Source organism: Arthrobacter sp. DualSoilB13 (genome assembly GCF_055389195.1).
This window is the reverse complement of record NZ_AP035865.1, coordinates 2,065,382-2,091,895: the sequence shown is the minus strand read 5'-3', so window position 1 is coordinate 2,091,895 and position 26,514 is coordinate 2,065,382. Positions and strand designations below refer to the sequence as shown.

The following is a 26,514-nucleotide window of genomic DNA, read 5'->3' as shown; positions in this document are numbered from 1 at the left end:
GGAAACCAATGAAACTTCTTGAGCAGCTCCCCGGTACCACCTCCACCGGCCGTTTGGACCCGGACGAAATCTACACACGGTTTGTCGAGTGGACCGAGAGCCGCGGGTTGCAGCTCTACCCGGCCCAGGACGAGGCCATCATGGAACTCGCCTCTGGCGCGAACGTCATCCTTGCCACCCCCACGGGCTCCGGCAAATCCTTGGTAGCAATCGCAGCGCACTTCGAAGCCATGGCACGGGGCCAGCGGAGCTACTACACAGCTCCCATCAAGGCCTTGGTCTCCGAAAAGTTCTTTGCACTCTGCGAGATCTTCGGCGCCGAAAACGTTGGCATGATCACCGGTGATTCCGGCGTAAACCAGGATGCCCCCATCATCTGCTGCACAGCGGAAATCCTGGCCAATATCGCGCTCCGCGAAGGATCGGCGGCCGAGCTGGGCTCGGTGATCATGGACGAATTCCACTTCTACTCCGACCCGCAACGCGGTTGGGCGTGGCAGGTACCGCTCTTGGAACTCCCCCAGGCGCAGTTCCTCCTGATGTCCGCAACCTTGGGTGACGTTTCACGGTTCGAGACGGGCCTGACTGAGCTGACGGGCCGGACCACCACGACAGTGAGTTCGGCAGAGCGTCCCATTCCGCTGCACCACTACTACCACCTGACGCCTGTACACGAGACGCTGGAAGAACTCCTCTCAACCAAGCAGGTTCCCGTGTACGTGGTCCACTTCAGCCAGGCCGAAGCCATTGAGCGCGCCCAGAACCTCATGAGTATCAACATGTGCAGCCGGGCAGAGAAGGACCGCATCGCTGAGCTGATCGCGGGATTCAGGTTTGCCGCTGGTTTCGGAAAGACCCTCAACCGGCTGGTCCGCCACGGCATTGGCGTCCACCACGCAGGCATGCTGCCGAAGTACCGCCGGCTAGTGGAACAGCTCGCCCAAGCCGGCCTCCTCAAAGTGATCTGCGGAACCGACACTTTGGGGGTGGGCATCAACGTGCCCATCCGGACAGTGCTGTTGACGGCTTTGAGCAAGTACGACGGCGTACGCACCAGGCCTCTCAACTCCCGTGAGTTCCACCAGATTGCCGGCCGTGCAGGACGGGCAGGCTACGACACCGCAGGCACCGTGGTGGTACAGGCTCCGGACCACGTGGTGGAAAATACGAAAGCCATGGCCAAGGCCACTGCCAAGTTCGGCGATGACCAGAAGAAACTGCGCCAAGTAGTTAAGAAAAAGCCTCCGGAAGGATTTGTGTCCTGGGGCGAGCCCACGTTCAAACGGCTCGTCGAGTCTGTACCCGAGCCCTTGACGTCAAGCTTCACCATTACCCATGCGATGCTGCTGAACCTCATGGAACGTCCGGGCGACCCCTTCCAGGCAACCCGGCGCCTGCTCAGTGAGAACCATGAAAGCCGGCCTGCCCAGCTCAAACTGATGAAAAAAGCCTTGGGGATCTACCGGGAACTTCTGGCGGCGGGTGTAGTGGAACGCATTCCGGAGGAGGAGCAGGAGGCCGAGGGACGCTCAGTCCGGCTGACTGTCCACCTGCAGGCAAACTTTGCCCTCAACCAGCCGCTCTCCCCCTTTGCACTTGCTGCCTTGGAGCTGCTTGATCCGGAGTCTCCCTCCTACGCCCTGGATGTTGTCTCTGTCATTGAGTCAACACTGGAGAAACCTCGACAGATCCTCTCCGCCCAGCAAAAGAAGGCGCGGGGCGAGGCGGTGGCGGCCATGAAGGCTGACGGTATCGAGTATGACCAGCGCATGGCCATGCTGGACGAAGTGACCTATCCCATGCCGTTGGCGGAGATTCTTGGCGAGGCCTTTGAGGTATACCGCAAGGCAGCGCCTTGGGTGGGCGACTTTGAACTTGCTCCGAAATCGATCATCCGGGATATGTACGAGCGCGCCATGAACTTTGGCGAGTTCGTTCAGTTCTATGGCCTGGCCCGATCCGAAGGCATTGTCCTGCGGTATCTTGCCGATGGCTTCCGTGCGCTGAGGCAAACAGTTCCTCAGGATTCCCTTCGTGAGGATCTTGAAGATCTCATCGCTTGGTTGGGCGAGCTGGTGCGCCAAGTGGATTCCAGCCTGCTGGATGAGTGGGAAGAGCTGACGTCCGGGCTCGCCCCCACGCCCCATGACGCTCCCCCGCCCCCGCCGCCGTTGTTGACCGCCAACATCCGGGCCTTCCGGGTGATGGTTCGCAATGAGATGTTCCGCAGGGTTGAACTTTTTGCCGACGAGGACTCCGCCGCGTTGGGCGAACTCGACGCCGATGCCGGCTGGGATGCGGAGCGGTGGGAAGAGGTCTTGGACGACTACTTCGACGAACATGACGACATTGGCACCGGTCCTGACGCGCGGGGTCCTGGTTTGCTCATCATCAATGAGGAAACGGGCACGTGGAAGGTCCGGCAAATTTTCGACGATCCCGCGGGCAACCACGACTGGGGAATCTCTGCCGACATCGACTTGGCGGCGTCCGATGAGACCGGCACCGCCGTGGTCCGGGTGACAGACGTCAACAGGCTCTAGGTACACGTGCAATGGAACCCGGCGCCATGGAATCCGTCCCCGATCTGACCTCCGGCCTGCGCGGGGTGGAAGCCCTGCGCAAGGAACAGCCGGCGGCCTGCAGTGGTTCACGTCGGTGGTGGGGTGGCAGCTTGGACGTCGAGGGTTTGGCGCTCGGTTCGGTTCAAAGCGCCGCCACAGCGCTCAACGCACTGACAGGTTCCCCGGGGAGATACTCGGTTGACTCAGGGCTGACGGCAGCATCCTTCGATTCGCTGGGGCACCTCCGGATTGCGGGCCGCAAGCCCCAGGGCTTCGCGCCCGCATCCGGGTTCCGGCGCACTGCGGACGGCTGGATCCGCCTTCACGCCAACTATCCCCATCATGCAGCCCGGTTGATGGAAGCGCTCTCGGCGACCGTTCCGCAGGACGTGGACAACGCGTTGTTGTCCATGACCTCCTTGGAGGCGGAGACTGCAATCGTGGCACACAAGGGTGCGGCTTCCGCTGTCCGGCGCCGCGATGCATGGGTCTCATCCCCCATGCACTCTGCGGCAAGCTCCGGCCCTTGGGTCAGCCTGTCGCTCTCTGATATTGCGTCTTTGGGTTCGAAGGCCTCGTCATGGGCGCCGTCTGCGGACCCGCTCCGGCCCTTGGACGGGCTGAAAGTGCTCGACCTGACGCGCGTCATCGCCGGGCCCACGTCAACGCGCCTTTTAGGTGCGCTGGGTGCGGACGTTTTGCGTATCGACCCGCCCCTCCTTCCGGAGCTGAGCGAAGCCTTCATCGACGCCGGGTTCGACAAGCGCAGCGCCGAATCGGATCTCAGGAAGTCGGACCACCTGGCAGCTGTCCACGGTCTTGTTGCCTCCGCGGATGTGGTGATCACCGGGTACCGGGCCGGCGGCTTGGACAGATTCGGTTTATCTCCCGCTGCCCTGCTCGCTGCGAGGCCGGAGCTCGTGGTGGGCACCCTGACAGCTTGGGGCACTAGCGGCCATTGGCGGGAAAGGCGGGGCTTTGACAGCCTGGTACAGGCGGCTTGCGGAATAGCGGAGCGGTATGGACAGAAGCACGACGACGGGTGGAAACCCGGGGCGCTCCCGGTACAGGCCCTGGACCACGCCACAGGTTACGGACTCGCGGCGGCGGTGTTGGCTTTGCTGGCGGAGCGATCAAGGACTGGAGCCGGTGGATCTGCGAGTCTCTCTTTGGCACGGACGGCAGAGGAGCTGTTCGCCTTGCCTTCCGGGTATCAGGGCATCCCTGTGAGCTCACTGCGGGAGCCGAACCTCCTGGGAGCAGAGAGCCCCTACGGCCAGCTCACGTTTGTAGGGCCGCCTCTTCTGGTTGAGGGCGCCCCACTCAGGTATCGGCAGCCGCCTGTTCGTTACGGAACGTCAAAGCTTGCCTGGCGGTAGGAAGCCCGCGGGCCCCTAGTAAGCTCGAATGCATGAGTGTAATCCGCCCCGCCACCATTGAAGACGTCCCTGCCATCCTTCGGATGATCCACGACCTTGCGATCTACGAAAAGGAACCGGACGCCGTGAAGAACACCCCGGCCATGCTCACCGAAGTACTCTTTGGCGAGAATCCACGTGTCTACGCCACCATTGCGGAAAACAGTGCGGGCACAGTTCAGGGTTTCGCGCTCTGGTTCCTGAACTACTCCACCTGGGAGGGCGTCCACGGCATCTATCTTGAGGACCTCTACGTGGTTCCGGATGCCCGTGGCGAGGGCCACGGGAAGGCGCTCTTGCAGTATCTGGCCACCACCGCCGTCGAACGCGGTTACGCCCGGGTGGAGTGGAGCGTCCTGAACTGGAACGAACCCTCCATCAACTTCTACAAGAACCTCGGTGCATTCCCGATGGAGGAATGGTCAACGTTCAGGCTGACGGGCGACGCACTCCAGGCGTACGGGACGAGCATCGGTGAGGCGAAAGAGGCTCTCACCCATGGCTGAATCGTCAGTTGCTGACCAGCGGCCCTCCGCCGGCGGGCACCGCATCCAAGCCCGCCACGAATATCGTGGACTCCGGACGGCGGAGCATTATTTTACGGTTCCCTTGGTGCACCAGGAGCTGGTCCCCGAAGAGACGATCACCATCTTTGCGCGGGAATACTCTTCCACCAGCCATTCGCCGCAAGAGGCTGCCAAGCTGCCGTGGCTCCTGTACCTCCAGGGTGGGCCAGGCGGCCGGGGTAACCGCGTCACGTCACTGTCCGGCTGGATGAAGGCGGCCGCCAAGGACTTCCGCATCCTGATGCTTGATCAACGCGGCACGGGTTTATCCACTCCGATTGAGCGGCAGTCATTGGAGCTCCGTGGCGACGCCGCAGCGCAAGCGGACTACCTGACCCATTTCCGCGCTGATTCCATCGTGGCCGATGCCGAGTACATCCGGGGGGTTCTGGGCTCCGGGCCGTGGTCGGTGCTGGGACAGAGCTTCGGTGGATTCTGTGCGCTGACGTATCTGTCCTTTGCGCCGGAGGGTTTGCGTGAGGTGCTGATCACCGGCGGCCTGGCCCCGCTCCACGGTTCAGCAGACCGCGTTTACCAGGCAACGTTCCGTCGGGTTGCCGCAAGGAACGCCGAGTATTTCTCGTGGTACCCGGAGGACCGGGAAAAGGTCACGCGAATCGCCCGTCATCTGGAGCAGCACCCTGAATACCTGGCCAGCGGTGAACGGCTGACTCCTGAGCGTTTCCAGATGGTGGGATCCTTCCTGGGCGGAAACACCAGGGTGGACGGGCTCCACTACCTTCTGGAAGACGCGTTCATCAGCACGCTCACCGGTGAACGGTTGTCCGAATCTTTCCTGGAACAGGTACGGGCACTCGTGAGCCGTGCGGCCAATCCGCTCTATGCCGTCCTGCACGAATCCATCTACGGCCAAGGCGAGGCAACCAATTGGGCTGCTTGGCGTGTTCTTGAGGACTACCCGGAGTTCAAGCCTGAAGCAGTCGAGCCGCTGCTCACGGGAGAAATGGTTTACCCCTGGTACTTCGAACAGGATCCGGCGCTCGTTCCCCTGCGGGAAGTCGCCGAACACCTCGCGGCCCGGAAAGACTGGAAACCGTTGTATGACCCCGCCCGGTTGGCATACAACAGCGTGCCCGTAGCGGCGGCCGTGTACAAAGACGATATCTACGTGGACCACGATCTCTCGCTGGAGACCGCTGCAGCCGTGCGAGGTCTTCAGGCCTGGGTCACATCGGACTTCCACCATGATGGCATCGGTGAAGACGGTGAGGGCATCTTCAGGAAGCTCTTGGGCATGGTGCGCGCCCAGCGCTAGGTGGATGTGTTCTCCAGTGGTCCGCTCCCCGCGGCCGACGTACGCTGGCGGACAGCAATGACGGCCGTCAAGGCCACCACTGCTGCCGCCAGAAGGCTTGAAGCGATGTTGAGCCCCTGATAGCCGATCCAGGCTAAGAGCAGGCCGGACGTTGCGCCGCCGAGTGCTCCTGCGGCACCCATCAGGGTGTCCGAGACGCCTTGCACAGTGACCCGTTGTTCGGGTTCGACGCTTTCGGCCAAGAGCGTTGACCCGGCAATGGTTGCCGCGGACCATCCCAGGCCGAGGAATATCAGCCCCACAGTGACCAACACAGGTTCACGCTGGCCGAATCCGGCGATGAACACCGCCACCAACAGGAGCCCGTGCCCCATGGCAATGGTCTGGAAGCGGCCGGCCTTGTCCGTCAGCCACCCCCAGAGGGGCGACAGGGCGAACATGCCGGCAATGTGGAGGGAGATCGTTAGCCCAATAACCACCAGGGCATCCGTGCTGTCCGTGGTTCCACCATGGTGTCCATCATGGCTTCCACCCACAAGCTGTTGGAGATGCAGCGGTGTCATGGACATAACGGCCACCATGACGCCATGGGCGGCGACGACTGCCGCCAGCGCCAACACCGCCTGGGGTGATGCACGAACGGCGCGAAGACCGGACCGGATGGTTCCCCGGACGGGTTGCGCCCCTGGATCGTCACCAGCCCCAACGTGAGCAGCCAGCCGACGGGACAGCAGTAGTGGATCCGGCCTCAAGCCTGCGAACAACAGTCCTGCTGCCAGGAAAAGTCCTACAGCGGAGAACACGAAGGGGCCTGCGATGGGCGGCAGGCCAAGTGCCTCCCCCACTGCGGCTCCGGGCTGGATCAGGTTGGGCCCAGCCACGGCTCCGATGGTGATGGCCCAGACCACGGTGGACAATGATCGGCCCCGGCGCTCCGGTTCAGCGAGGTCGACGGCGGCGAACCGGGCCTGCAGGTTAGCGGCAGTGCCCAGGCCGAGGAAGGCTGCGCCCAGCAAAAGTAGAACGAAAGACTGGCTCATGACTGAGGCGATGATGAGCAGTGCACCGACCATCGCAGCTACCAACCCGGTGACAAGGCCCACGCGCCGTCCGCGGGCCTCAGCCAAGCGAGCCAGCGGCAGTGCTGCGATTGCGGCAGCCAGTGTCAGGACGGTGGTGATGGATCCCGCCCACGCTTCGGATCCGGACAAATCCACGGCCAGCAAGGACCCAATGGAGAGTGTGGCGCCATTGCCAACGCCGCTGAGCAACTGCGCGGAACTGAGCAGGAAAACAGTACGGCGCTGAACCCGTTGCGGGTCCAGCGCCGTAGTTGAAGTGGTAGTCACTTCACGAGACTACAACTTTTGGAGGTCAGTTACTCTGCCTCGCTCATGCTCTTGCGTGCGTCCTCTTCCAAACGCGCATCCAGCTTCGCCTGGCGTGCTGCGGGGCTCATCAGGCTGGCTACGACAGCAATGATGATGGTACCGACAATGACGGCCAACGATACGTAAGTGGGGATCTCAGGAGCCCACTCAATGTGCTGGCCGCCGTTGATGAACGGGAGCTCATTGACGTGCATGGCGTGCAGGACAAGCTTGACGCCGATGAAGGCCAGGATCACGGATAGGGCGTGCTTGAGGTACACCAGACGTGTCATGAGCCCGCCGAGGAGGAAGTACAGCTGACGCAGGCCCATCAACGCGAAGATGTTCGCCGTAAAGACGATGAAGGCGCTCTGGGTCAGGCCGAAGATAGCGGGGATGGAGTCAACGGCGAACAGGAGGTCGGTCAAGCCAATGGTCACGAAGACGATCAGCATGGGGGTGAAGACCTTCTTGCCGTCCACCACCGTGCGGATTTTGTTGCCGTCGAACTTCTCGGACATCGGCAAGACCTTGCGGAGGCGACCGATCAGCGGGTTCTCGGCGCCCTCTTCTTCGTCTTCACCGGAATCCTTGGCTTGCTTCCACGCAGTCCAGAGGAGGAACGCGCCGAAGATGTAGAAGACCCAGCTGAACTGCTCGATCACTACTGCACCCAGGGCGATGAAGATTCCGCGAAGGATCAGCGCGATGATGATGCCCACCATCAGCACCTCCTGCTGGTACTTACGGGGCACCGAGAAGCGGGCCATGATGATGATGAACACAAAGAGGTTGTCGATGCTGAGGCTGTACTCAGTGACCCACCCTGCGACGAACTGGCCCCCATATTCGGGACCGGCGAATGCGAACATGGCTACTGCGAACAGCAGCGCCAGTCCTACATAGAAGCCGACCCAGAGGCCGGCTTCCTTCATGGAAGGTTCGTGGGGACGCTTGACGACCAACAGGAGGTCGATGAGCAGGATGATTCCGAGAACGACAAAGGAGCCGATCTCAAACCAGACGGGAAGCTGCATTAAAGGTGCCTTTCGCAGGGTACGGGAAAGCGGTGTAAGTCTCTCCGGCCTGCCAGGGTGCGGTGAATGCAAAAATTGGCGGCCCGCTAGATCCGGCGAGGCATCTGTGCCTTGCGTGCTGACGGATGTAGCGCTTGGGATACTCCCCTACGTGACCTAAACCTTACCTTAGGCGTGCCCGGCGGACTGCATCTGGCGTAATTCGCGCTTCAACTCCTTGACTTCGTCACGGATGCGGGCGGCAACTTCGAACTGGAGTTCTGCAGCCGCCCCGTGCATCTGTTCTGTTAGTTGCTCAATGAGGCCCACAAGGTCTTCGGCTGGAGCTGCGGCAAGACCGTCCTGGCGTACGGTGGCGGCACCCTTTGCGGACGTCTTGCGCTTGCCCCCCTTGGCGAGCCGGTTGTTATTGAGCAGTTCCTGGGTGTCTGCGTCTTCCTTAGCCAGCTGATCGGTTATGTCGGCAATCTTTTTGCGCAATGGCTGAGGATCAATGCCATGGTCCGTGTTGTACTGAACCTGGATGGCGCGGCGTCGGTTGGTCTCCTCGATGGCGTGGGCCATGGAGTCGGTGATCCTGTCCGCGTACATATGGACTTGGCCGGACACGTTACGCGCTGCGCGGCCGATGGTCTGGATCAAGGAGGTTGAGGATCGCAGGAACCCTTCTTTGTCAGCGTCGAGGATACTCACGAGGGAAACTTCAGGCAGGTCGAGGCCTTCACGGAGGAGGTTGATGCCAACCAGGACATCGAACACGCCCATCCGGAGTTCGCGGAGTAGTTCCACCCGCCGCAGGGTGTCGACGTCGGAGTGCAAATACTCAACCTTCACTCCGTGGCCCACGAGGTAGTCCGTCAGGTCCTCCGCCATGCGCTTGGTGAGCGTGGTGACAAGAACGCGTTCATTCTTCTCCGTCCGGGTCCTGATTTCACCGAGGAGGTCGTCGATTTGACCCTTGGTGGGCTTGACCACGACCTCGGGATCGATAAGGCCGGTGGGGCGGATGATCTGCTGGACGTAGCCGTCGGCTTTGCCGAGCTCGTACTTACCCGGCGTTGCGGACAGATAGACGGTCTGGCCGATGCGCTCCAGGAATTCGTCCCACTTCAGGGGCCGGTTGTCCATGGCCGAGGGAAGGCGGAAGCCGAAGTCCACGAGGTTCCGCTTGCGGGACATGTCGCCCTCGTACATGGCACCGATCTGCGGAATGGTGACGTGTGATTCATCCACTACCAGAAGGAAATCATCAGGGAAGTAGTCGATCAGGCAGTGTGGCGCCGTTCCGGGTTCGCGGCCATCGATATGGACGGAATAGTTCTCGATGCCGTTGCAGAAACCCATCTGCTGCATCATTTCGAGGTCGTATGTTGTGCGCATCCGCAGCCGTTGGGCTTCGACAAGCTTGTTTTGGCCTTCGAGGACCTTCAAACGGTCAGCAAGTTCGTCCTCAATCCGCTTGATGGCGCGGGCCATCCGCTCCGGACCAGCCACGTAGTGTGAGGCCGGGAAAACATACATTTCTTCTTCGTCCCGCAGCACTTCGCCGGTGAGGGGATGGAGCGTTTGAATGTTCTCGATCTCATCGCCGAAGAACTCAATCCTGATGGCGAGTTCTTCATACATGGGAATGATCTCCACGGTGTCGCCGCGGACCCGGAAGGTACCCCGGTGGAAATCCATGTCATTCCGGGCGTACTGCATGGAGACAAACTTCCGGAGAAGGTGGTCGCGGTTCATCTCTGCGCCCTTGCGGAGCGTGACCATGCCGGCGATGTATTCCTCGGGCGTGCCCAGGCCATAAATGCAGGAAACCGTGGCCACCACGATGACGTCGCGTCGGGTCAGCAACGCATTGGTGGCGGAGTGACGGAGTCTTTCCACTTCCTCATTGATGGAGGAATCCTTCTCAATGAAAGTATCCGTCTGCGCTACGTAGGCCTCAGGTTGGTAGTAGTCATAGTAGGACACGAAGTATTCCACCGCGTTGTTGGGCAGCAGTTCCCTGAACTCATTGGCCAGCTGCGCGGCGAGTGTCTTGTTTTGGACCATCACCAGGGTGGGTCGCTGGACCTGTTCGATGAGCCACGCCGTCGTTGCACTCTTACCTGTACCTGTGGCGCCGAGGAGGACAACGTCTTTTTCGCCGTTGTTGATTCGCTCGGTCAGTTCCGCGATAGCGGTGGGCTGATCGCCGGCAGGTTTGAATTCACTGATTACTTCGAAGGGCGCGACCACACGGTTGATCTCCTGGGCAAGACTCATATAAACCAATCTACCCCTGCCCTAGGACAGCTACTGTCCGCGTTTGCCTTCAGCAGAAGACATATACGACGGCGGCATCCACCCTGTGCGGGTGGCCCACGCATCCATGAGTGGCCAAGCGACCTCTGTGAACCACGGCTCCTTTGCGTCGGCGTAGGCAGCAGTGCCCTGGTCCCCGGCGTGCGTGGCCGCCACTTCATGTTTGTGTGCTTGATACAGTTCCGCCGCAGACTGTTCTGCCCGTAACCAGTCGCGGAACAGCAGTGCGTACCGCCATCCGGGTGAGCCGGCCACCCGGACGTGCAGGTTCACCGCACGGCCCGGATCAGCGTTGGCGTGGAACCGTTTCTGCCATAGCGCGGGATCTAGTTCCGGTGGCTTCGGGGTGTCCTGATGGGAATCGGGCACGGCGGGGAAACCGGCCGCGGCGAGGGCAGGAGCAATGCGGTCCGCTGTCTCAAGGTCAGCCACGGCGAGTTGAAGGTCGATCACGTCCTTTGCCGCCAGCCCTGGCACCGAGGTAGAGCCTACGTGATCCACTGCAAGGATCTCGTGGGGAGCTGCAGCGGTGATGCGCGCAGCCAACCGCTGCGCCTGCACAATCCACTCCGACTTGGAAGCGTTCATGACCGGCCCGGTTTCGCGCGGGGCCCTGGTGCCCCGCTGAAGGTTCTCCGCGAAGGGCGCCAGGCGGTGCGTCCATAAAGCATCCACCGCGGCGAGCAACTGCTCCCGGGCTCCGGAGTTGTCCAGGACGACGTCGGCAGCGGCGTTGCGTTCTGCTCGCGTAGCCTGTGAGGCCATACGAGCCAACGCGTCCTCCGTGGTCATCTGCCGAAACTCCACCATGCGTTGAACGCGGACGTCATCCGGGGCATCCACCACCACTACCAGATGGAAGTTGCTGCCCTGCCCGGTTTCGACAAGAAGTGGAATGTCCTGGACCACGATGTCACCAGGTCCCGCACTGGCCACGATTGCCGCAGCAACCTCCCGGACCAGCGGATGGATGATGCTGTTGAGAACTTCGCGTTGGGAAGGGTCCTGAAACACCATGGAACCGAGCTTCGGCCGGTCAAGCCCGCCATTGGCGTCGAGGATGCCGGGACCGAAGGCCCCAACAACCCGCTCCAGGCCAGGAGTTCCGGGCTCCACTACCTCACGCGCAATAAGATCTGCGTCCACCAGGATTGCACCAAGTTCCCGCAACCTGGACGCCACCAACGATTTTCCCGAGGCGATGCCGCCAGTCAACCCAATCTTCAACACCCTCCAACACTAGACTGAAGCGGTGGAAAATGAGGATGACAGCCGCGCTACGACGTATACGACCATCGCGGCCGGTGCGGATGTCCGCAACGAACTGGAGATCCGCAGATCCCGCTTCATCACAGTCCTCCGTCGCGCAACCGATGAGGAAACAGCACGCTCATTGGTCAGTCACCTTCGCCGTGAATTCCACGACGCCCGCCACCATTGCTCAGCTTTCGTCATAGGTCCTGATCGCATGATCCAACGCTCCAGCGATGACGGCGAACCCTCGGGTACGGCGGGTGTCCCCATGCTGGAGGCGCTCGTCAAAAGGGAGACCTCACCCAAGGTGACGAACCTTAGCGACGTCAGTGTCGTCGTCGTGCGCTATTTCGGCGGGATCTTGCTGGGCGCAGGCGGCCTGGTCCGCGCGTACTCCGAGTCGGTGTCCGCCGCCTTGGACCTGGCACCGTTGGTTCAGCGGCGAAGACTGCGCCTGTGCTCCATTGGCGTCCCCCACGCGGAGGCTGGTCGTTTGGAAAACGAACTTCGCGGCGCCGGGTATGTCATGGCGGAAACCGGATACGAAGCCAGAGACACGGTTCTTCGAGTGGCTTTGCCTGACGATGCAGGCGCCATCTCCGAGGCCCACGCCCGGCTGGCGTCCCTCACCGCAGGAACTCTTGAGCTGCTGCCACAGGGCACCGAATGGGTGGACGTCCCCTACTGAGCTGCGTTCGCACCCCTAAGGCCGTTCGCATCCCCTAACGCCGTTTGTACCTGGCTCATCCCGGCAGCGCGCCCGTTGCCGCCTATTGCACCAGTGGTTAAGGGTGCGTCGGGAGGAAACAGATGCGATGTAGGGGCCGAAAGCAGAAGGACCCCTGCCCGGAGGCAGGGGTCCTTCGTTGGCTATTCAGCTCATCCCGTGAGGGAAGCGGAATTAGTTGCCGGTCAGCTTCTCACGCAGTGCAGCGAGTGCTTCGTCGGACGCCAGGGTACCGCCGCCGGTGTTGGACTCAGCAGCAGCCGGCTCCGAGGAGTAGCTGGTGGTGCCGGAATCGGACTCACCGGACGTTGCAGCAGCAGCGTCGTCAGCAGCGTGCTGGGCAACCTGCTTCTTGTGAGCTTCCCAGCGGGTCTGGGCGTCAGCGTACTGCTGCTCCCAAGCGGCGCGCTGGGTCTCGTAGCCCTCGAGCCATTCGTTCGACTCGGGGTCGAAGCCCTCGGGGTACTTGTAGTTGCCCTCTTCGTCGTACTCAGCGGCCATGCCGTACAGAGCGGGATCGAACTCGGTGCTGTCAGCGTCAACGCCCTCGTTAGCCTGCTTGAGGGAGAGGGAGATGCGGCGACGCTCGAGGTCGATGTCGATGACCTTGACGAACAGTTCGTCGCCAACGGAGACAACCTGCTCTGCAAGCTCCACGTGGCGGACAGCCAGCTCGGAGATGTGCACGAGGCCTTCGATGCCGTCTTCGACGCGAACGAACGCACCGAACGGAACCAGCTTGGTGACCTTACCCGGAACAACCTGGCCGAGGGCGTGGGTGCGGGCGAAGGTCTGCCACGGATCTTCCTGCGTAGCCTTGAGCGACAGGGAGACACGCTCGCGGTCCAGATCCACTTCGAGGACCTCGACAGTGACTTCCTGGCCAACCTCGACAACCTCGGACGGGTGGTCGATGTGCTTCCAGGACAGCTCGGAAACGTGAACGAGGCCGTCTACGCCGCCCAGGTCCACGAATGCACCGAAGTTGACGATGGAGGAAACAACGCCCGGACGAACCTGGCCCTTTTCAAGCTTGTTGAGGAACGTGGAGCGAACCTCGGACTGGGTCTGCTCGAGCCATGCACGGCGGGACAGCACAACGTTGTTGCGGTTCTTGTCCAGCTCGATGATCTTGGCTTCGATCTGCTGACCGATGTACGGAGCGAGGTCGCGGACACGACGCATCTCCACGAGCGATGCGGGGAGGAAGCCACGCAGGCCGATGTCCAGGATGAGGCCACCCTTGACAACCTCGATGACGGTACCGGTAACGACGCCGTCTTCTTCCTTGACCTTCTCGATGTCGCCCCAGGCGCGCTCGTACTGAGCACGCTTCTTGGAGAGGATCAGACGGCCTTCTTTGTCTTCCTTGGTGAGAACCAAAGCTTCGACCTGATCGCCAACGGCGACAACGTCGCCGGGATCAACATCGTGCTTGATGGAAAGCTCGCGGGAAGGGATGACACCTTCGGTCTTGTAACCGATGTCGAGCAGAACTTCGTCGCGGTCGACCTTGACGACGGTACCTTCGACGAGGTCTCCGTCGTTGAAGTACTTGATGGTGGCGTCGACAGCTGCGAGGAAGTCCTCAGCGGTACCGATGTCGTTAATGGCGACTACGGGGGTACCGGGCTTCTCGGTGGAGGTGATGGTCATGTAGTAGGGGCTCCGTTGTGGATAGTTAGTCGGTCAGGCAAACCGCTGCCGCCCGGGTCCGGACGGCAGAACACGGCAAATTACCGGGTCATCCTGATTTGTGGATTAGTACAAAATGGATGCATGCACGTAGTACACGCCCGTTTATTCTAGTCGCATTGGCAAAGCAGGGTCAAAAGGAGTGTTACACCGTCAGGACGTCCCCGAGGCGGGCAAAGGAGACTCCGTGGTCCAGCAGCTGGGGCAAAGCCCGCGCGTAGCCGCCGGCGGTGCCTGCCGCAGGTCTGTTGAAATGCGAAATGACGATGTCCCCGGCCATCACACGCCCCACTTCACCGGCCACTGTGGCAGCAGAATATGTGGCTCCACCGTCGCCGTTGACTGTGAAGTTGACCGGCAACATACCGAGCCTTCGCGTCATTTCCACCGCAACTTCGTCGTAGAACGCAGTGCCTGGGCGGAAAAACTTCGGGGCCGTTCCGCACAGCTCCTGCAGGATTTGCTGGTTACCCATCAACTCATCGTAAGCGGCTGCCACTGAAGCGGTTCCCTGAATGCCGTAGGCGGACTTGCCACTCACTGACAACGGCAGGTGGGCAGTGCCGTGATTGGCGAGTTCGAACAGGGGGTCGGCGGCCAACTCTGCCGAGAGCGCGGGGTTGGCATGGATCCATCGGCTGTTGATGAACAGCGTTGCAGGGACGTTGTGTCTCCGGAGAGTTTGCAGGAGTGCGTGGTCGCATCCTGTGCCGCCGTGACCGCCACACGCATCAAATGTCAAGACCACCTTGGCGGACGCTGTGCGGTTCACCACTCCCGTCACGTGCAGTCCCCATTCCTTGGGGTGCCTTCCGTGGAACTCCGCCATGATGTGTTGCTTCGACGGCACAGTGGATGCGGGCCCTGGCGAAGCGGGAGACGTTGGAGCGAGGGCCGCAACGGCTTGCTCGCGGGACTTGGCGGCTATGGAAGGCGGCGGTGTGGCCGGGCCCGAACGAGGGGACGTTGGGGCAGCAAGGTCTCCGCTCGAGCCGGCGGTATGCGTAGGGCCACTCGCACACGCCGTCAGGGCAGCCGAGGCAAGGCCTGCCATTCCAAGCAGCACTGATCGCCGGCCGGCCAACGGCCGCCGCTTGGAATCCCCCATGGATGTCCTTCTCTGGTTGTAACTATGTGGTTGTAACTAGGTGGTTGTGGTGGTGGTCGCGCTTGCTTGACGGCCTCTAGAAGTGCGTCAGGCAGTGCGCGGATCGTTCCACAGCAAACAGTTGCTGTGCCAGGAACGCAGCTCCCGGCGTGTGCTCGCTAATGCGACCAGCGGCCGCCAAGGTAACGGGCGACACAGCCCCAAGATAAATGGAGGCGAGGTCGGCGACGTCCAGGCTGAGGTCGAGCGCCTCGCCTGACGCTTCCGTCACGACGGCGGCAGCACCGCCGTCGGACTCCAGAACCCAGGTGCCACCCGCCAAATCCAGGGAGTCCGTCACCTCCAGCACCAGCCTGCCGGCAACGGGGAAGCTGCGGGCCTGCAAGGCAGCCGGTGTATCCAGGATCCTGAGCCACAGCATGTCGCGGATCTCCGAGGCCTCAATGCACCTCGGATCTTCCAGCGCCCACGCAAGTGGGTCATCCACCGGCGCTTCAACCCACGTCACTTCGTCGATGAGGTCAATGCTGCCCAGAAACCTCCACAGGTCCAGGTAGGCCGCATTGCTTGCGGCCACGAGGTCCACGATCTCCATGGTGAACGGCTTGTGGTCCCAGCCCTTGAAGCGGTAGGAAACGTAGCCATCCAACGATCCGGAAAGGTCATAGTGCAGGGCGCAACGAACGGAGGTGTCGGGCTTGCCGTCGTGGCCGATGGAACCGGAAGCGAGAAGCCGGTAGTATTCCTGCCGGTCAATGGAACCCGGCGAGAGCCGCTGGACACGTTCAAAGACCTGCGGTGCCACGTCCAGGAGCACGGACGGATCGGCGACTTCCATGGTGCCTTGCGGCAGCCCCCGGAGCCTGAACCGTGGGCCGGTATCAACCTTGATGCTTCGCTCAAAAGTGGCCACGCCAAAGCCAAAACGGCCGTAGATGGACGCTTCAGACGCCGTGAGGGCGGCCATGACAAGGCCGTCATCCTTGGCAGCTTCCAGATCGGCGGTCATCATGCCGCGCAGGATTCCGTTCCGCCGGTGCGTGCCGCGGACCGTCACGGCGGTAACGAGGTTGGACTCAAGTTGGCGGCCAAAACCAATGTTCAAGGCCTTGCGCATGGTGGCGTACGTTGCCACGGGAACCTCTGAGCCAAGAGAATGCTCCGGCACGTTGCCGTTGACGTAGACGCCCGTCAGCTCGCGCTGATCTGTTTGATAGGCCGCCAAGGTTTTGGCGAGGTATTCATCGTCGCGCCGTTGTTGGTGGAACCCGTGGGATACGGCCTGCACCCAGGTGGTGCAGCGGCTGTAGCCGGCGTCATCTGGATCAGCTACGGCAGGGAATCGTTGAACGGTGTACTTTCCGGACTTGTTTTCATTGGGATCGGCCACGCCATTGAGCCTAGCCAGACGTCGGAGGGCGCGCCACCATCTCGGCGGCGCGCCCTCAGGCGTTCGCTTGAATCCTTGGCTGGACTCAACAAATACGTGCCTGGCTTAGTGTCCGGCCTCGTACCAGCTGGAACCGACGCCAATCTGGACATCCAGCGGCACTGACAATTCAGCAGCCGAGCCCATCTGTTCGATGACCAGCTTCTCCACGGCTTCGCGTTCCCCCGGCGCAACTTCCAGCACCAGTTCGTCGTGGACCTGGAGCAGCATGCGGGACTTGAGTCCTTGGCTGGCGAGCTCGGCCGAGACGCCCAGCATGGCGCGCTTGATGAGGTCTGCCGCTGAGCCTTGGATGGGTGAGTTCAAGGCGATGCGCTCGGCTGCTTCGCGGGCTTGCCGGTTGGTGCTGGTCAAGTCCGGGAGGTAGCGGCGGCGGCCCTCGATGGTGGCTGTGTAACCGTCTGTCCGGGCCTGGTCCACTACGCCGCGCAGGTAGTCGCGGACTCCGCCGAAGCGGTCGAAGTAGTCCTTCATGAGAGTCCGGGCTTCATCCACGGAGATTTCCAACTGCTTGGATAATCCGAAGGACGTCAGGCCGTACGCCAGGCCGTAAGACATTGCCTTGACCTTGGAACGCATGGCACTGGTGACTTCGGCCGGCGCAACGTTGAAGATCCGCGATCCCACGAAGCGGTGGAGGTCCTCGCCATCACGGTAGGCCTGGATGAGGGCCTCGTCCCCGGAGAGGTGCGCCATGATGCGCATCTCGATCTGGGAGTAGTCGGCCGACAGCAAGCACTCATAGCCGTCGCTGACGACGAAGATGCCGCGAACGCGACGCCCTTCTTCACTGCGGACCGGGATGTTCTGCAAATTGGGGTTGTTGGAGGAGATGCGGCCTGTTGCTGCAATGTTCTGCGCATACGTGGTGTGGATACGACCATCATCGGCAACGGACTTCTTGAGGGTCTCCACCATCTGGGCGAGCTTGGAAGATTCCCTGTGTGCCATGAGCTGGACCAGGAACTCGTGGCCGGTCTTCTCCAGCAGCCCCTTCAGGGACGCGGCGTCGGTGGTGTAGCCGGACTTGATCTTCTTGGTCTTGGGCAGGCCGAGTTCCTCGAACAGGACGGTCTGCAACTGCTTGGGCGAACCGAGATTGACCTCGTGTCCGATCGCGGCAAAAGCCTGCTCCTGAGCGTTCTCGATGACCTTGGTGAGGTCGGCGAGCTGTTCGTCCATCCGGTCGGTGGATACGTAGATGCCGGTGAGTTCCATCTGGGCCAGCACGCGCGCCACGGGGAGTTCCAGCGTGGTCAAAAGGGCGTCGGCCTTGATGTCGGCAAGTTCGGTTTCGAAGTGTTTGCTGAGTGCATGCACGACGGCGGCATGCTGGACGAGCGCTGCTGCGGCAGCTTCGTCGGTGTCACCGGAAAGGTCCAATTCCAACTGTCCGGATTGGGCCGCAGCAGCGGCCAAGGAGATCTTCAGGTGCACTTGGGCCAGCTCAGCGAGGTCGTAGCTGCGGCGGTCCGGCTGGATCAGGTAGCCGGAGATGGAGGTGTCATCCACCACGCCTTCCAAGCCGAGGCCACGGTTGTGGAGGGCCTTGAGTGCAGACTTGAACTCGTGCAGCACCTTGGCTTCCTCGGGGTCCTGGAGCCACCGGGACAAAACCGACTCAGCTGCGGCGTCCAGGCCCGTTAGGTCGATGTAGGCCGCACCGTTGCTCCTGACGACAGCCAGGGCACTTGCGTCATCACCGACGCGTCCGGGTACCAGTTGGACCGCGAGTGCCGAACGCACGCCGGATCCAGCGGCAAAGAAGGCCTCGAGTCCCGGGGCGTCCTTGAGGACGGTGTATTCCGGGGTTTCAATGGTGTCCGGGGCCGCTCCGGCGGTGTCGTCACCGTAGAGATCGAACAGCCGCGTCCGGAGAGTCCGGAATTCGAGTTCCTCAAAAAGCTCCTCGATCGCCTGGCGGTCCGGACGTGGCTCGTGCAAGTCAGCCAAGGTGAGGGGTAGGTCGAGGTCGGTCAGCAGCTGGTTGAGCCTGCGGTTGCGCTTGACGTTTTCAAGGTTCTCCTTCAGGGCGCCGCCCACTTTGCCGCCGATGGAGTCAAGGTTTTCCAGGATGCCCTCAAGGCCACCGTAGAGATTGATCCATTTGGCCGCGGTCTTGGGGCCGACGCCCGGAACGCCGGGAAGGTTGTCCGCGGTTTCACCCACGAGGGCAGCGAGGTCAGAGTACAAACCGGGCTTGACGAAGTATTTTTCCTCAATGGCCGCAGCATCCATCCGGGGGATATTGCTGACACCCTGCTTGGGGTACAGGACAAAGACGTTGTCATTGATGAGCTGGAACGCATCCCTATCACCGGAAACAAGCAGCACCTCAAAGCCTGCGGCGTCGCCCTGGGCGGCCAGCGTGGCCAGGACGTCATCGGCTTCATATCCGGGCATGGCAATGGTCTTGATGCCCCAGGCTTCCATGACCTTGGCGATGAGGCCGATCTGGCCGGCGAACTCGGCGGGGGTGGCGTTGCGGCCGCCCTTGTATTCGCTGTACTCAGCCTTACGGAACGTGGTGTCGTCAGAAACGTCGAATGCCACGGCAACGTGGGTGGGCTTCTGGTCCTTGATCAGGTTGATCAGCATGGAAGTAAACCCATGGACAGCGTTGGTGTATTGCCCCCTGGCCGTAGAGAAATTCTCCGCAGGAAGGGCATAGAAAGCCCGGAATGCCATGGAGTGGCCGTCCAGGACCAGCAGCCTGGGCCGGCCCTCCCCCGTAGTGCTGGTGGTGGTTGATGCAGAGGGGGTGGGTGCTGTAGCGATGGCAGCAGCTTGGGCCGTTGGAACCTGGTCCGGTTTGGTTGTTTCACTCACAGGTGCCAGCCTAGTTGGCATGATGGACAATTTCACGCCGAACCGGTTTGTCGACGAGCTCAATGAAGCAGGTGTCCCCGAAGAGTTCCACGATTGGCTCTCAGCGCATGGCGTTGGCGCCCTCGTGGTGAAACTGGGTATCCGATTCACGGAAATGGGTGCGGAGCGCACGGTGGCCACTATGCCGGTGGAAGGAAACACGCAGGTGGCAGGTATCCTGCACGGCGGAGCGCACGGTGGCCACTATGCCGGTGGAAGGAAACACGCAGGTGGCAGGTATCCTGCACGGCGGAGCCCACGTTGTCCTTGCAGAGACCTTGGGGTCGTTCGCTGCATCGCTTCACGCCGGCCGGGGACGACACGCCGTAGGCATAGAGGTGGGCGCAACCCACCACCGTTCCGTTGCCAGCGGTATCGTGACGGGCACCTGCACCGCCATCCATCTGGGTGGCACACTGGCAACGCACGAGATTGTTATCACCGATGACAAGGGCCGCCGGCTCTCAACTGCCCGGATCACCAATATGATCCGGGACAACCGTCACTGAAGCCGGTAGTGAAGTTCAGCCGCCGCCCCACCAAGGATCTTGGAAGAGACCAACTCAAGCGGCGCCGTCGGGCCGTTGAGCGGCAGCAGCCGTTTTCCCGCGCCCAGCACCACGGGAATGATGGTGACGATCATCTCGTGGAGCAATCCGGCGTTGGCGAACTGAGCCACGAGGTGGCCTCCGCCCAACAGCCAGACGTTCTTGTCGCCTGCATCCTTGAGTAAGTCCGGTGCGAACTCGCGGACGTCGCCACGGACAAAGGTGATATCCGCTCCGGCCGGTGCTGAGTACTCATGGTGGGTGAAGACCCAGCATGGGGTATCCGGGTACGGCCATTTGCCGGGTTCATGTTCCATGAGCCAGCGGTAGGTGTCGCCGCCCATGGCGATGCATCCAACGCCCGCCATGAAAGATTCGATGCTCTCATTGACTCCCTCAGCTTGGTCGAACTGGAGGAGCCAGCCAAGATCGTCCTCAGGCGAGGCGATGAAGCCATCAATGGTTGAAGCTACGTAATACTGGAAAATCGCCATGGCCTCAGACTAGGGCAATCCGAGCGGGCCAGGACAGTGACCGGCCATTACGGTGACCGGACTGGGCGGTGACCGGACTGGGCGGTGACCGGACTGGGCGGTGACCGGACTGGGGGGTGACCGGACTGGGCGGTGACCGGACTGGGGGGTGACCCTGACTATCAGCGGGCGGCGGGATTGGCTGGCTTACCCGGGACGACTTTTTTCGGAGTCGTACGCGGCGATGAACTGGGCGTCTAGGGCTCCTTGGCCGGTTCAGCAGCAGGTGGAAGGGTGCTGCCAGGCACGGCAGGATCCACGTAGAAGAACGTCACCGTTCCGGCAACCTCCACCGTGTCTTTGATGGAGATCCGGATGGATTCCCTGCCTTCAGCGGGCGGCATCCGCAGGTATAACGCTTGGTAGTCCCCTCCCCCGGCCACAATGTCCGGAACTGTGGGGACGCCATCAAACAGGACTTCACGTACCCGCACGTAGTAGCCGTCCAAGCGAACAATAGTGCCCCCTGAGGTGGGTCCCGATGCGCGGGGCATGCCAAGCACTGGCCGCAAGTCCTCGTCCACTACGGTCAACCTCAGCAATTGCCGGGGGCACGCTTCGCCGGGACCGGGTTCCGCCTTGAAAACAGATCCGGGGTTACTGCGGTACTGAGCAACCAGAAATGCCGATGTGGCCGCCACCCGGAACTCAAGGCACTGCTTTTGCGGGATTCGCGGGGTCCTGGCCACGGCCACGGACGCTTGCTGCCAGTCGTCCTGCCTTCCGGTTTGCAGGGCCCTGCACACCGCCGCGCCCGCCTGCCAGACGGCAGCATCTGCTGCGCCCTCAACGCTCTGGACCAGCGCATCGCATTGGAACTGCTGCAGCATGAGGTACCGCTGGCCAGGGGCGGGATCATCTGACCCAATGGGCCCGGTTGGCAGCCAACTCACCACGGTGGGCTCCTGCGGGGGCGCCTCTGCGGTTTCCTCGGACTTCGGCGCCCGCTCGGGTTGACTGCCGCTGCGGGGACTGCCGGTTGGTCCGACGCCGGTGGGCTGTTGCGGCGCCGATTCACTTTGCGGCGTTGCGGCCGGCGGTGGGCTGGTCTGGACAGCGTCCGGTGTTGAGGCGGCCTGCGTGGCGGTGGCTTCAGCTGAAGCTTCCTGCGGTGATGTGGCCTCTGGTGAGGCGGCCTGAGCCGTGGACGTCGCCGGGGGTGAGACGGACGTCGAGTTGGGCGTGGAGATGGAGGGGAGGCCGTCGTTTCCGGAAGGAAGGCAGGCAGAAAGTCCCAAGACGACGACGGGAACCAGCACCAGTCCAATGAGCTGGTCCCGGGTAAGGAACGTCATGACGGCCCCACATCTGCCGGTTCAGAATCACGCAGCTATGTGCATAACTGCACTGCTGATTATTCTCCCTGGAGGACCTCACAGCCAGAAAACAGCGGCTACTTTCCGAAATAGGGCACAATCAGGTAGATGCCGAAAAGTACCGCGGCTGCGCAGAACGCGAAGCATACGTAGGCCAATGAGCGCACCAAAACAGGCGACTTTTGCTGGGCGTCACCGGCGATGGCCGTTAGGCGAACGCCCAATGAGTAAAGCACCACCAAGGTAACGGCGGCCACGAGGGTTACTCCCGCCACCTGCAGCAATTCCAACCATTTCATCGCTGCACATCCTCGCTGGGGGTTGTCTTTCGGGATTTCTTCTTCTTGCGGAACCGCACGGCATGGCCGGCTTCTTCAACTTCGACGGCGTTGTGGTGGCCGACGTGCGACTTGCGGGAAACGACGAACATGAACAGCACCGCGGCAGTACCCACCACTGCGGCGATGATGACGCCAACGACGCCGATGCTCACCAGGAGAGCCGTCAGCGCGCCGACGATGGCAGAGGCCGGTAGCGTGAACAACCAGCCCAAGGCAATCTTGCCCGCAGTGCCCCAGCGGACAGATGTCCCCTTGCGGCCAAGGCCTGAGCCAATGACTGAGCCTGATGCTACCTGAGTGGTGGAAAGGGCAAAGCCCAGGTGGGATGAGGCCAGGATGGCAGAGGCGGTGCTGGTTTCCGCGGAGAAACCCTGTGCCGGCTTTACCTCGGTGAGGCCCGAGCCCATGGTGCGGATGATGCGCCAACCACCTGCGTAGGTACCGATCGCGATGGCGAAAGCACAGGCTGCAATAACCCAGAACTGCGGACCGCTGCCCGGAGCCTGAGTGCCTCCTGCGATAAGCACCAGGGTGATGATGCCCATGGTCTTCTGGGCGTCGTTGGTTCCGTGTGCCAGGGCCACCAGGCTTGAGGTGAAAATCTGTCCAGTGCGGAAGCCACCACGTTTCTGCGTGAGCTTGTCGCCTGTTTCGGGATCATGCCGCGAGGTGAGGGCATAAGCGAGGCGGGTGCAGATATACGCGACGAGCCCTGCTATGAGCGGCGCGAAGATGGCAGGCAGGATCACCTTCTGCAGTACTGTCTCAAAGTTGATGGAGTGGAAGCCGATGCCCACTACTGCTGCGCCGATGAGGCCGCCGAACAGTGCATGTGACGAACTCGATGGCAGGCCCTTGAGCCAGGTGATCATGTTCCAGAGAACAGCCCCCATGAGGCCGGCAAAAATGATGTCAGGGGTGATGTGGATTCCCTCTGACCCTTCCCGGATCAGTCCACCGGAGATGGTCTTGGCCACTTCCGTAGAGAGGAATGCGCCGACGAGGTTGAGCACGGCAGCCAGAGCGACAGCCGTCTTGGGCTTGATCGCCCCCGTGGCGATAGGCGTAGCCATCGCGTTGGCAGTGTCGTGAAACCCGTTGGTGAAGTCAAAGAATAGGGCCAACGCTATTACCAGCGCGACCATGAAGGTGATATCCACCTGTTGCCCAATCTGCAGAGTCGACGACGTTCAGCAGTTTCACTTCCCCATACCTGCCATCCACAGCATAGTTCAGCAAGTGTTCAACTGACTCGGCTTGCGGTGTTCACTCCGGCGGGCTTGAAACCTTAAGAATCCTACGTGCCTTCCGGTGAGCGGACAAACGTGCCGGGGCTCCGGTTCACCCCAGGTAAGCCCTGACAGCCTCGAGGTCGCGACGCGATAGACCTTTGCGCGGATCCGGTGAGATGCAAAGCACACGATCCTGCTGGTATTCGGCCCAGGATCGGGCCTCGGACTCCTGGCTGAGTTGGTCGTCAATCCATATGATCCGCTCACTTCCGGCGCCGGCCAGATCCTTTTGAAGGGCCACCAATTTCCACCACTCATTGCCCTCATCCCAGCCCAGGCTGGAAAGCACCGGCCAGTCCTGTCCGTTCAGGCCGATGGCGGGGCATAGAAACTCCGGCGCGAGGCCCTCCCAGGTGGTCAGCCACACAAATCGAGCATCGGGGTGAAGTGCAAGGTCATTGAGTTCAGCGACAACCTCCTGCGCAAAAGCGACATCCAGGATTCCGGCGTCGGCGAAGGTCCATTCGCTTCCCCAGTCCGTGGTTCCGAGGGGACTGAAGGGGTTCACCACGCCGTCGACGTCCAGATATACGGACACAGGTGCATGAGTGTCTTGACGGGCATCCATGGCCACTCCCCTTCCCCAACGGTTGAGATTCAGCCTACGCGAGAACTTAGCTACAAACCGGAGCTGGATACTTTGCGTAAATCAATACCTTGACGTGCGTCATGCAAGTGATATTGTCTAAGCATGGAAAAGCCCACAGTCCATTCCGCCCAAAGCGTCCGCGATATCGAGGACAGTGTCCGCACTGATTTCCGGCATGCAATGTCTTATGGCGGGTATCTGGACCTCGACCGCCTGCTGAGCTCCCAGCACCCCCTCAGCGAGCCAGAGCACCACGACGAGTTGCTGTTCATCATCCAGCACCAGACCAGCGAGCTCTGGTTGAAGCTGGTTTTGCATGAATTGCTGGAAGCCCGGAGGCTTTTCGACGCCGACAATTTGGGCAAGGCGCTCAAGTGCATCGCCCGGGTCAAGGCCATCCAGCGAACCATGACTGAGCAATGGTCCGTCCTTGGCACCCTCACGCCCCGCGAATACGCCCAGTTCCGCGGCTTCCTGGGCAGTTCGTCAGGGTTCCAGTCGTATCAATACCGCGGCGTGGAATTTCTGTTGGGCAACAAGAACCGCGGGATGCTGCGCGTCTTTGAAAGCGAACCCGAGGCTCATGCGTTACTCAGCACGCTCCTGGAGGAGCCCACGTTGTATGACGCTTTCCTGAACGTCCTGGCCCGCGCAGGTTACGACATCCCCGCCGACATCCTGGCCCGGGATACCAGCGAGCCGTGGACCTTCCGTCAAGACCTCGTACCCATCTTCCAGAAGATCTACGAAGCGGACGACACTCCCTGGGGCCTTTACGAAGCCTGCGAGGATCTTGTGGATATTGAGGACAACTTCCAGGCCTGGCGGTTCCGCCACCTGAGGACAGTCCAGCGCACCATCGGCTTCAAGGTAGGCACAGGCGGATCGTCGGGAGTGGACTTCCTGAAGCGCGCCCTGGATCTCACGTTCTTCCCTGAGCTTTACGCCGTCCGCACCGAGATCGGCAACTAACCAGACGCCCGGCCTCTGCCGCCCAACACTTCCGCAGGAGGAACCATGACAACAGCACAACAAACCCAAAAACCGACGTCGGCCGAACTGGATGCCGCTGATCCCCTCGCCGCCCAGCGCGAGGCCTTCTACGCGCCCGACGCCGATCAGCTCGTCTCGTATTTGGACGGCAACTCACTGGGCCGCCCACTGAAGGTCACCTCCGCGAATCTGGCATCCTTTGTCCACGACGCCTGGGGCAGCCGCCTGATCCGCGGATGGGACGAGCAGTGGATGGACGAGCCCACCGCGGTAGGCGACCTCATTGGTGAAGTGACCCTGGGTGCCGCTCCGGGACAGACCACTGTGGGTGACTCCACCTCGGTGATGCTCTATAAGATGATCCGCGCAGCCGTGGACGCCCAGCCGGGCCGCGATGAGATCATCATCGACCGCGACAACTTCCCTACCGACCGATTCATCATTGAGGGCATCGCCAAGGAGCGCGGGGCCAGCATCAAATGGATCGCTGCGAACCCTGCCAGCGGTGTTCGTGCCGAAGACCTGGACGGACTGCTGGGTGAGCGGACGGCAGTGGTGGTCCTCAGCCATGTAGCCTACCGCTCGGGGTTCCTGGCCGACGCCAGGGGGATCACGGAAAAGGTGCACCAAGCCGGAGCACTGATGCTTTGGGACCTTTGCCACTCGGTTGCTTCGGTGCCCATGGAACTTGACGCATGGGGCGTGGACCTCGCGGTCGGTTGCACGTACAAATACCTCAACGGCGGACCAGGCTCACCCGCCTTTGCCTACGTCAACGCCTCTCAGCAGGATCGTTTGCAGCAACCCATCTGGGGTTGGATGGGTGCCGATAATCCCTTCGGAATGACGGAGTCATACAAGCCCGCGCAGGGCATGCGCAGGTTTATCACCGGAACACCTCCGGTGCTGGCCATGCAGCCGATGAAGGACATGCTGGAACTGATCGCCTCGGTAGGCATGGACGCCGTGCGTGAAAAATCGGTCAAACTGACCGAGTACGCAATCGCGCTCTCCGAAGAGCACTTGGTGCCTCTTGGTGCGGAAATCGTAAGCCCCCGGAATCCTGCAGAGCGAGGCTCGCACATTACCGTGGACCACCCGCTGTTCGCCGATGTCACGGCCAAGCTCTGGGAAAAGGGCGTCATCCCGGACTTCCGCCCCCCGCACGGCCTCCGCATTGGCCTGTCGCCCCTGAGCACGAGCTACGCCGAGGTTGAGTTGGGAGTCGCAGCCATCCGCGATGCCCTCTCCGAACTGCTGTGAGC

The 26,514-nt window shown here is 61.7% G+C and carries 20 protein-coding genes and 1 pseudogene; 8 read left to right on the top strand and 13 right to left on the bottom strand.

Going from position 1 to position 26,514, the window contains the following annotated elements:
• Positions 1-8 precede the first annotated feature (8 nt).
• The 4 genes from ACZ5J0_RS09545 to ACZ5J0_RS09530 are packed head-to-tail and all read left to right on the top strand — an operon-like array spanning position 9 to position 5,824.
• Positions 9-2,543 carry a DEAD/DEAH box helicase gene (locus ACZ5J0_RS09545; RefSeq protein ID WP_223940301.1) on the top strand — a complete coding sequence of 845 codons (2,535 nt, stop codon included), beginning with the start codon at positions 9-11 and terminating at the stop codon, positions 2,541-2,543.
• A 26-nt stretch (positions 2,544-2,569) separates the two neighbouring features.
• Positions 2,570-3,943 (top strand): CoA transferase, encoded by a 1,374-nt coding sequence (locus tag ACZ5J0_RS09540; RefSeq protein ID WP_464094668.1) that lies wholly within the window; start codon positions 2,570-2,572, stop codon positions 3,941-3,943.
• 32 nt (positions 3,944-3,975) lie between these two features.
• Positions 3,976-4,488 carry a GNAT family N-acetyltransferase gene (locus ACZ5J0_RS09535; RefSeq protein ID WP_142939255.1) on the top strand — a complete coding sequence of 171 codons (513 nt, stop codon included), beginning with the start codon at positions 3,976-3,978 and terminating at the stop codon, positions 4,486-4,488.
• Entirely contained in the window at positions 4,481-5,824 is a 1,344-nt protein-coding gene (locus ACZ5J0_RS09530; protein ID WP_464094667.1) for an alpha/beta fold hydrolase, read from the top strand. Before ACZ5J0_RS09535 ends, ACZ5J0_RS09530 begins: the two co-directional genes overlap by 8 nt.
• Here ACZ5J0_RS09530 and ACZ5J0_RS09525 read toward each other — a convergent pair.
• From ACZ5J0_RS09525 to coaE, 4 genes are all read right to left on the bottom strand, one after another.
• Positions 5,821-7,173 (bottom strand): MFS transporter, encoded by a 1,353-nt coding sequence (locus ACZ5J0_RS09525; protein ID WP_464094666.1) that lies wholly within the window; start codon positions 7,171-7,173, stop codon positions 5,821-5,823. The two genes, ACZ5J0_RS09530 and ACZ5J0_RS09525, sit on opposite strands and share 4 nt — an antisense overlap.
• Before the next feature lie 29 nt (positions 7,174-7,202).
• On the bottom strand, positions 7,203-8,231 hold the full coding sequence (locus ACZ5J0_RS09520; RefSeq protein ID WP_142939258.1) for a TerC family protein: 1,029 nt from the start codon (positions 8,229-8,231) through the stop codon (positions 7,203-7,205).
• Positions 8,232-8,399: 168 nt separating this feature from the next.
• Positions 8,400-10,496 carry an excinuclease ABC subunit UvrB gene (gene uvrB / locus ACZ5J0_RS09515; protein WP_142939259.1) on the bottom strand — a complete coding sequence of 699 codons (2,097 nt, stop codon included), beginning with the start codon at positions 10,494-10,496 and terminating at the stop codon, positions 8,400-8,402.
• Between the two features lie 30 nt (positions 10,497-10,526).
• Positions 10,527-11,765, bottom strand: a complete 1,239-nt coding sequence (coaE, locus tag ACZ5J0_RS09510) for a dephospho-CoA kinase (protein ID WP_464094665.1) — start codon at positions 11,763-11,765, stop codon at positions 10,527-10,529.
• Positions 11,766-11,787: 22 nt separating this feature from the next.
• Between coaE and ACZ5J0_RS09505 the strand changes: the two genes are divergently transcribed.
• Positions 11,788-12,477 carry an IMPACT family protein gene (locus ACZ5J0_RS09505; protein WP_464094664.1) on the top strand — a complete coding sequence of 230 codons (690 nt, stop codon included), beginning with the start codon at positions 11,788-11,790 and terminating at the stop codon, positions 12,475-12,477.
• A 213-nt stretch (positions 12,478-12,690) separates the two neighbouring features.
• On the opposite strand, the gene rpsA is transcribed toward ACZ5J0_RS09505, so the two are convergent.
• The 4 genes from rpsA to polA form a co-directional block, all read right to left on the bottom strand.
• Entirely contained in the window at positions 12,691-14,172 is a 1,482-nt protein-coding gene (gene rpsA, locus ACZ5J0_RS09500; RefSeq protein ID WP_026540604.1) for a 30S ribosomal protein S1, read from the bottom strand.
• A gap of 184 nt (positions 14,173-14,356) precedes the next feature.
• Positions 14,357-15,319 (bottom strand): polysaccharide deacetylase family protein, encoded by a 963-nt coding sequence (locus tag ACZ5J0_RS09495; protein WP_464094663.1) that lies wholly within the window; start codon positions 15,317-15,319, stop codon positions 14,357-14,359.
• 76 nt (positions 15,320-15,395) lie between these two features.
• Positions 15,396-16,709, bottom strand: a complete 1,314-nt coding sequence (locus ACZ5J0_RS09490) for a GNAT family N-acetyltransferase (RefSeq protein ID WP_464094662.1) — start codon at positions 16,707-16,709, stop codon at positions 15,396-15,398.
• Positions 16,710-16,814: 105 nt separating this feature from the next.
• Positions 16,815-19,457, bottom strand: a complete 2,643-nt coding sequence (gene polA, locus ACZ5J0_RS09485; RefSeq protein ID WP_464094715.1) for a DNA polymerase I — start codon at positions 19,455-19,457, stop codon at positions 16,815-16,817.
• Between the two features lie 160 nt (positions 19,458-19,617).
• Between polA and ACZ5J0_RS09480 the strand changes: the two are divergent.
• A pseudogene (locus tag ACZ5J0_RS09480) lies at positions 19,618-20,146 on the top strand (hotdog fold thioesterase).
• On the opposite strand, the gene ACZ5J0_RS09475 reads toward ACZ5J0_RS09480, so the two are convergent.
• The 5 genes from ACZ5J0_RS09475 to ACZ5J0_RS09455 all read right to left on the bottom strand — a co-directional run bounded on the left by ACZ5J0_RS09475 (position 20,140) and on the right by ACZ5J0_RS09455 (position 24,235).
• Positions 20,140-20,679: a dihydrofolate reductase family protein gene (locus ACZ5J0_RS09475; protein ID WP_166840795.1), complete on the bottom strand. Its 540-nt coding sequence runs from the start codon at positions 20,677-20,679 to the stop codon at positions 20,140-20,142. The pseudogene ACZ5J0_RS09480 and the gene ACZ5J0_RS09475 sit on opposite strands and share 7 nt — an antisense overlap.
• A 236-nt stretch (positions 20,680-20,915) precedes the next feature.
• The gene (locus ACZ5J0_RS09470; protein ID WP_464094661.1) at positions 20,916-22,013 is read right to left on the bottom strand and encodes a hypothetical protein; all 1,098 of its coding nucleotides are present in this window, start codon (positions 22,011-22,013) and stop codon (positions 20,916-20,918) included.
• A gap of 98 nt (positions 22,014-22,111) precedes the next feature.
• Positions 22,112-22,333: a hypothetical protein gene (locus tag ACZ5J0_RS09465; protein WP_142939268.1), complete on the bottom strand. Its 222-nt coding sequence runs from the start codon at positions 22,331-22,333 to the stop codon at positions 22,112-22,114.
• Positions 22,330-23,535: an inorganic phosphate transporter gene (locus ACZ5J0_RS09460; RefSeq protein WP_142939269.1), complete on the bottom strand. Its 1,206-nt coding sequence runs from the start codon at positions 23,533-23,535 to the stop codon at positions 22,330-22,332. The genes ACZ5J0_RS09465 and ACZ5J0_RS09460 overlap by 4 nt, the downstream gene beginning before the upstream one ends.
• Positions 23,536-23,716: 181 nt before the next feature.
• On the bottom strand, positions 23,717-24,235 hold the full coding sequence (locus tag ACZ5J0_RS09455; protein ID WP_166840799.1) for an HAD domain-containing protein: 519 nt from the start codon (positions 24,233-24,235) through the stop codon (positions 23,717-23,719).
• Between the two features lie 123 nt (positions 24,236-24,358).
• Between ACZ5J0_RS09455 and kynA the strand changes: the two genes are divergently transcribed.
• Together kynA and kynU are read left to right on the top strand one after the other, a co-directional pair.
• Positions 24,359-25,228 carry a tryptophan 2,3-dioxygenase gene (gene kynA / locus ACZ5J0_RS09450; protein WP_166840801.1) on the top strand — a complete coding sequence of 290 codons (870 nt, stop codon included), beginning with the start codon at positions 24,359-24,361 and terminating at the stop codon, positions 25,226-25,228.
• A gap of 45 nt (positions 25,229-25,273) precedes the next feature.
• On the top strand, positions 25,274-26,512 hold the full coding sequence (kynU, locus tag ACZ5J0_RS09445; RefSeq protein ID WP_464094660.1) for a kynureninase: 1,239 nt from the start codon (positions 25,274-25,276) through the stop codon (positions 26,510-26,512).
• Positions 26,513-26,514: the final 2 nt, after the last annotated feature.